General features: G+C 61.7%; 6 protein-coding genes. 5 read left to right on the top strand and 1 reads right to left on the bottom strand.

Features of this window, described 5'->3' with window-relative positions:
* The 4 genes from dnaN to gyrB form a co-directional block, all read left to right on the top strand.
* Nucleotides 1-538: DNA polymerase III subunit beta (gene dnaN, locus A3764_RS20950; RefSeq protein ID WP_067952060.1), on the top strand; the 538-nt coding region annotated here is incomplete at its 5' end.
* Between the two features lie 34 nt (nt 539-572).
* Nucleotides 573-1,670: a DNA replication/repair protein RecF gene (recF, locus tag A3764_RS20945; protein ID WP_067926477.1), complete on the top strand. Its 1,098-nt coding sequence runs from the start codon at nt 573-575 to the stop codon at nt 1,668-1,670.
* Nucleotides 1,667-2,287, top strand: coding sequence for a LysE family translocator (locus A3764_RS20940; protein WP_067926474.1), 621 nt, complete (start codon nt 1,667-1,669; stop codon nt 2,285-2,287). Before recF ends, A3764_RS20940 begins: the two co-directional genes overlap by 4 nt.
* A gap of 78 nt (nt 2,288-2,365) precedes the next feature.
* The gene (gene gyrB / locus A3764_RS20935; protein ID WP_067926470.1) at nt 2,366-4,780 is read left to right on the top strand and encodes a DNA topoisomerase (ATP-hydrolyzing) subunit B; all 2,415 of its coding nucleotides are present in this window, start codon (nt 2,366-2,368) and stop codon (nt 4,778-4,780) included.
* Between the two features lie 29 nt (nt 4,781-4,809).
* Here the strand turns inward: gyrB and A3764_RS20930 are convergent, their stop codons facing one another.
* The gene (locus tag A3764_RS20930; protein WP_161487188.1) at nt 4,810-5,406 is read right to left on the bottom strand and encodes a TetR/AcrR family transcriptional regulator; all 597 of its coding nucleotides are present in this window, start codon (nt 5,404-5,406) and stop codon (nt 4,810-4,812) included.
* A 119-nt stretch (nt 5,407-5,525) separates the two neighbouring features.
* Between A3764_RS20930 and A3764_RS20925 the strand changes: the two genes are divergently transcribed.
* Nucleotides 5,526-5,762: aldo/keto reductase (locus tag A3764_RS20925; RefSeq protein ID WP_150122361.1), on the top strand; the 237-nt coding region annotated here is incomplete at its 3' end.

Here is a 5,762-nt window from a genome sequence, read left to right as displayed (position 1 = left end):
CGACATGCCCGGCGTCATCGTTCCGCGCAAGACGGTCAATGAACTGCGCAAGCTGCTGGATGACGACGAGCTTACGGTGGCGGTCTCCGTCTCGGAAACCAAGGTGCGTTTCGCCACACCCGACATCACCCTTACGTCGAAGGTGATCGACGGGACGTTCCCGGATTACACCCGTGTCATCCCGCAGGGAAACACCCGCAAGATGGAAGTGGACGCGAACGATTTCCAACGCGCGGTCGACCGGGTTGCGACCGTCAGCTCGGAACGGTCACGCGCTGTCAAACTGCAGTTGGACGAAGATCGTCTGATCCTCTCGGTCAATGCCCCAGACAGCGGCGCCGCCGAGGAAGAACTGGCCGTGGCCTACGGGGACGAACGGTTGGAGATCGGCTTCAACGCGAAGTACCTGCTGGAGATCGCCAGCCAGGTGGATCGCGAGAACGCGGTTTTCCTGTTCAACTCCTCCGGCGATCCGACCCTGATGCGCGAAGGCAACGACGAAACGGCTGTCTACGTCGTCATGCCGATGCGCGTCTGAAGTTCCCCAATAGAGCAACCGGGGGGCGCGTGAGATGACCGCCCTTTACCTGTCCGATCTGACACTTTCGCATTTCCGGTCCCACCGCCGGGCGGCGATGAACTGCGATGCACGGTCTGTCGCGCTCTACGGGCCCAATGGCGCCGGAAAGACCAACATACTGGAAGCGGTTTCCCTTTTGTCACCCGGGCGGGGTCTGCGCCGGGCCAGCGCGCTGGACATGAGCCGCCGGCCCGAAGCGCTGGGCTGGAAGATCACGGCGATGCTGCACGGGCCGCAGGGGGCATCTGAGATCGAGACATGGTCGGAAAATGGCGCGGCCCGGCAGTTGCGCATCGACGGCAAGGCGGCGCCCCAGACGATGCTGGGCCGGATATGTCGGGTCCTCTGGCTCATTCCCTCGATGGATAGGCTCTGGATCGAAGGGGCAGAGGGCCGGCGGCGATTTCTCGACCGGATGACGCTCAGCTTCCTGCCTGACCACGCGGACCTTTCGCTCGGCTACGAAAAGGCCATGCGGGAACGGAACCGTTTGCTGAAGGACATGGTGCGGGAACCGTCGTGGTACACCGCGCTTGAAACCCGTCTGGCGGAGACCGGCGCGGCCATTCATGCCAATCGGCTGCATGCGCTGAATGCGATCCGCGATGCGCAGCAGAATGCGGAAACGAGCTTTCCCACCGCTACGCTCGACCTCATCTGCGATATGCCTACCGAGGCGCCGGAATTGCGCCGCGTTCTTGAACAGAACAGGGCGCGCGATCTGGCGGCGGGGCGGACGCTGATCGGACCCCACCGGGCGGATCTTGAAGGCACCTACACGGCCAAGGGCGTGCCCGCGCGAGATTGCTCCACCGGGGAGCAGAAGGCGCTGCTCGTGTCGCTCATCCTCGCGAATGCCCGGGCGCTGGCCGAAGGCTTCGGCGCACCGCCAATCCTGCTGCTGGATGAGGTCGCGGCCCATCTGGACGCGGACCGCCGCGCCGCCCTCTATGCCGAGATCGTGGCACTGGGCAGTCAGGCGTGGATGACAGGCACCGGCCCGGAGCTTTTCGATGCCCTGAACGGCGCGGCCCAGCGTATCGAGGTAACGGAGCGGGACGGCATCTCTGTCGTGGGGCCCGCCGCGTGACGATCACCCTGCCGGATCTGTTGCTCTATTGCGGCGCGCTGGTCGTGTTGTTCCTGACACCCGGACCCGTCTGGCTGGCGATGAGCGCACGATCCCTCTCCGGGGGTTTTGCGGCCGCATGGCCGCTCGCGTTGGGCGTTTCAGTCGGTGACCTCCTCTGGCCTCTGGTGGCGGTGCTGGGGATATCCTGGATATTGTCGGTTTTCGACGTCTTCATGCTGGTGCTGCGCTGGGTGGCCTGCGTGATGTTCATCGGGATGGGGGTGCTGCTGATCCTGCAGGCCCGGCAACGGATCGAGCCGAACGCGCGGCTGACGCGGCCCGGGGTCTGGCCGGGCTTTCTGGCCGGGCTGGTGGCGATCCTCGGCAATCCGAAGGCGATCCTGTTCTACATGGGGGTCCTGCCGGGGTTCTTCGATCTGCGGCACACGACTACCCCGGACGTCGCTGCGATCGTAGCCGTTTCGGTTCTGATTCCGCTTACGGGAAACCTCGTTATCGCTCTGGTCGTGGGCCATTTGCGGGCCCGCATCACCCGCCCGGCAGTGGTATCGCGGATCAATTATATATCCGGCGCTGCATTGATTTTAGTGGGGCTGGCGATCCCGGTGGTGTGACACAAAATCTTGTGTCCGTAGCGTGACAATTCCGGCGGAAACCCCTATAAATCGTGCAGTAAAACAAGGGTCTTCTCAATGTCCGAAAACGTTCAGGCGCCGCAGGAATACGGCGCCGATTCCATTAAGGTTCTCAAAGGCTTGGAAGCCGTGCGCAAGCGGCCCGGCATGTACATCGGGGACACCGACGATGGATCGGGCCTGCACCACATGGTCTACGAAGTCGTCGACAACGGCATCGACGAGGCACTGGCCGGACATGCCGACGCCGTGACCGTCACGATCCACGAAGATTCCTCCGTTTCCGTCAGCGACAACGGCCGCGGCATCCCCGTGGGCATCCATGAGGAAGAAGGCGTTTCCGCCGCCGAAGTGATCATGACCCAGCTGCACGCGGGCGGTAAGTTCGACAGCAATTCCTACAAGGTTTCCGGCGGTCTGCACGGGGTGGGCGTTTCTGTGGTGAACGCCCTTTCCGATTGGCTGGAACTGCGCATCTGGCGCGAGGGCAAGGAGCATGTCGCCCGGTTCGAAGGGGGCTACACGACGGAGCACCTCAAGGTAGTCGGCCCCACCGACCGCACGGGGACCGAAGTGCGCTTCATGGCCTCCACCGATACGTTCTCCAACCTCGATTATTCCTTCGAGACGCTGGAAAAACGCCTGCGCGAACTGGCGTTCCTGAATTCAGGCGTGCGCATCATCCTGCGTGACGAACGGCCCGTCGAAACGCTGGAAACCGAATTGTTCTACGAAGGCGGCGTGAAGGAGTTTGTGAAATACCTCGACCGGCACAAATCCTCCGTCATGCCGGAGCCGATTTTCATCACCGGCGAACGCGACGACATCGGCGTCGAGGTCGCGATGTGGTGGAACGACAGCTACCATGAAAACGTGCTGCCCTTTACCAACAACATCCCCCAGCGGGACGGGGGCACCCATATGGCAGGCTTCCGCGGGGCCCTGACCCGAACGATCAACGCCTATGCCCAGTCAAGCGGCATCGCCAAGAAGGAAAAGGTCAGCTTTACCGGCGACGACGCCCGCGAAGGCCTGACCTGCGTTCTTTCGGTCAAGGTGCCCGATCCGAAGTTCTCCTCCCAGACCAAGGACAAGCTGGTCAGTTCGGAAGTCCGCCCCGCTGTCGAAGGGCTGGTGGGCGAGAAACTGGCCGAATGGTTCGAGGAAAACCCCAACGAAGCCAAGATCGTCGTCGGCAAGATCATCGAAGCGGCGCTGGCACGGGAGGCCGCGCGCAAGGCCCGCGACCTCACTCGGCGGAAGACGGCGATGGACGTCAACTTCCTTGCCGGCAAGCTGAAGGATTGTTCGGAAAAGGATCCATCGAAGACCGAAGTCTTCCTTGTCGAGGGGGACAGCGCCGGGGGTTCGGCCCAGACGGGACGTGACCGGCAGACACAGGCGATCCTGCCGCTGAAGGGCAAGATCCTGAACGTGGAGCGTGCCCGTTTCGACCGGATGCTCGGCAGTCAGGAAATCGGGAACCTTGTCATGGCGCTCGGCACCGGCATCGGCCGGGACGAATTCAACATCGACAAGCTGCGGTACCACAAGATCGTTATCATGACGGACGCCGACGTGGATGGGGCGCATATCCGTACCCTCTTGCTGACCTTCTTCTATCGCCAGATGCCGGAGCTGATCGAAAAGGGGCACCTCTATATCGCGCAGCCGCCGCTCTACAAAGTGACGCGCGGCAAGTCGGAGGTCTATCTGAAGGATCAGGCCGCGATGGAGGATTACCTGATCGGCCAAGGCATCGAAGGCGCGATGCTACGGCAGGGCAACGGGGAAGAGATCAGCGGCCAGGATCTGGCCCGCGTGGTCGATCTGGCCCGGCAGATGCGCCGCGTACTGGAGGCTTTCCCGACGCATTATCCCCGCCATATCCTTGAACAGGCCGCCATTGCCGGGGCCTTCGTTCCGGGGGCGGTGGATGCGAACCTTCAAGGCGTCGCGGACAAGGTCGCCGATCGTCTGAACCTGATCGCGCTTGAATACGAGCAAGGTTGGCAGGGCCGGATCACACAGGATCACGGAATCCGGCTCGCCCGAATCCTGCGCGGGGTCGAAGAGGTGAGAACGCTGGACGGCAAGCTGCTGCGGTCAGGCGAAGCCAAGCGTTCCGGCAGCTTCACCCAGCATCTGCAAGAGGTCTACGACCTGCCCGCAGTGCTCGTCCGGAAGGACCGCAGCCAGTTGATCCACGGCCCGATGGACCTGCTGAACGCCATTCTGGCCGAAGGCGAGAAAGGGCTCTCCCTCCAGCGCTACAAGGGTCTGGGCGAAATGAACCCCGATCAGCTCTGGGAGACCACCCTCGACCCCGACGCCCGGACCCTGTTGCAGGTCAAGGTGGATGACATGGCGGAGGCGGACGATCTCTTCACCAAGCTGATGGGCGACGTGGTCGAACCCCGGCGGGAGTTTATCCAGCAGAATGCCTTGAGTGTGGAGAATCTGGATTTTTGATTCTCCAACCCACCCTCTCAACTAGGCCGTCATGCCCCTGCGCGGTAATGGGCGAGGAACATGTCCACGCAGTCGGCCATGACGGCTTCCGCATCGACATCGGCCTTTTTGCCCAGCAGAAACTCGGGCCACATCAGGAAATGCTTGATCATCGACAGGAGTTGCCCGGCTGCGAAGCCCGGTTCCGCCTGACGCAGCGCTCCGGCCTGCATCGCCTCGCCTATCAGCGTCTGGATCGGGCCGTCCTGCATCTCTGCCTTGGAAAAAAAGGCCTGGGCCAGTTTCTGATCGCGCAACAGCTCTGACATCACGAGGCGGTTCAGGCCCATGTAATGCTCGCCCGACAGGTAATCGATGTAGTCCCGCACCGCCGCGATAAGCTGTTCGCGCAGCGGCTTGCCCGGATCATAGCTCAGCTTGGGCGAGGCAGCGATCTGCTCCAGCAAGATATCTGTGATCGCGGCAAAGAGCACCTCCTTGCTCTCGAAATGCTTGTAGAGCGTGCGCTTGGAGACTTCGGCCAGTTCCGCGATGCGGTTTACCCTCGCGGCAGGAAATCCCTGCTCACGGAACTCTTGGATTGCCGCCTGAAGAATATCTTTTCTTTTCTTATCAGTAAGTTTCACCAGCTTTTCCCTGTTGGATCGGAAAAATGTAAACAATAAGGTTTACAAAATGCCATGGCCTCCCCTATGTAAACACAGCAGTTTACAAACGCAAGCGCCAGGCGCGGAAGGGCATTACCATGAAATATAATCAACTTGGACATTCCGGTCTCTACGTCTCGGAACTGACGCTGGGCACTATGACCTTCGACAACGAAGGCGGCAGCTTCGCCGACCGGATCGGAGCCACGGGGCAGGAACTCGCCACCCGCATGGTCGACCTGTCGATCGAAGCCGGGATCAACATCTTCGACACCGCCAATGTCTACAGCTCGGGCGTCTCGGAAGAGATGCTGGGCAAGGCGCTGGGGTCGCGT

The organism is Sulfitobacter sp. HI0129, assembly GCF_001635395.1.
In the GTDB taxonomy this organism is placed as follows: Bacteria; Pseudomonadota; Alphaproteobacteria; order Rhodobacterales; family Rhodobacteraceae; genus Sulfitobacter.
The sequence above is the reverse complement of the archived record's forward strand: the minus strand, read 5'-3'. Positions and strand labels throughout refer to the sequence as shown.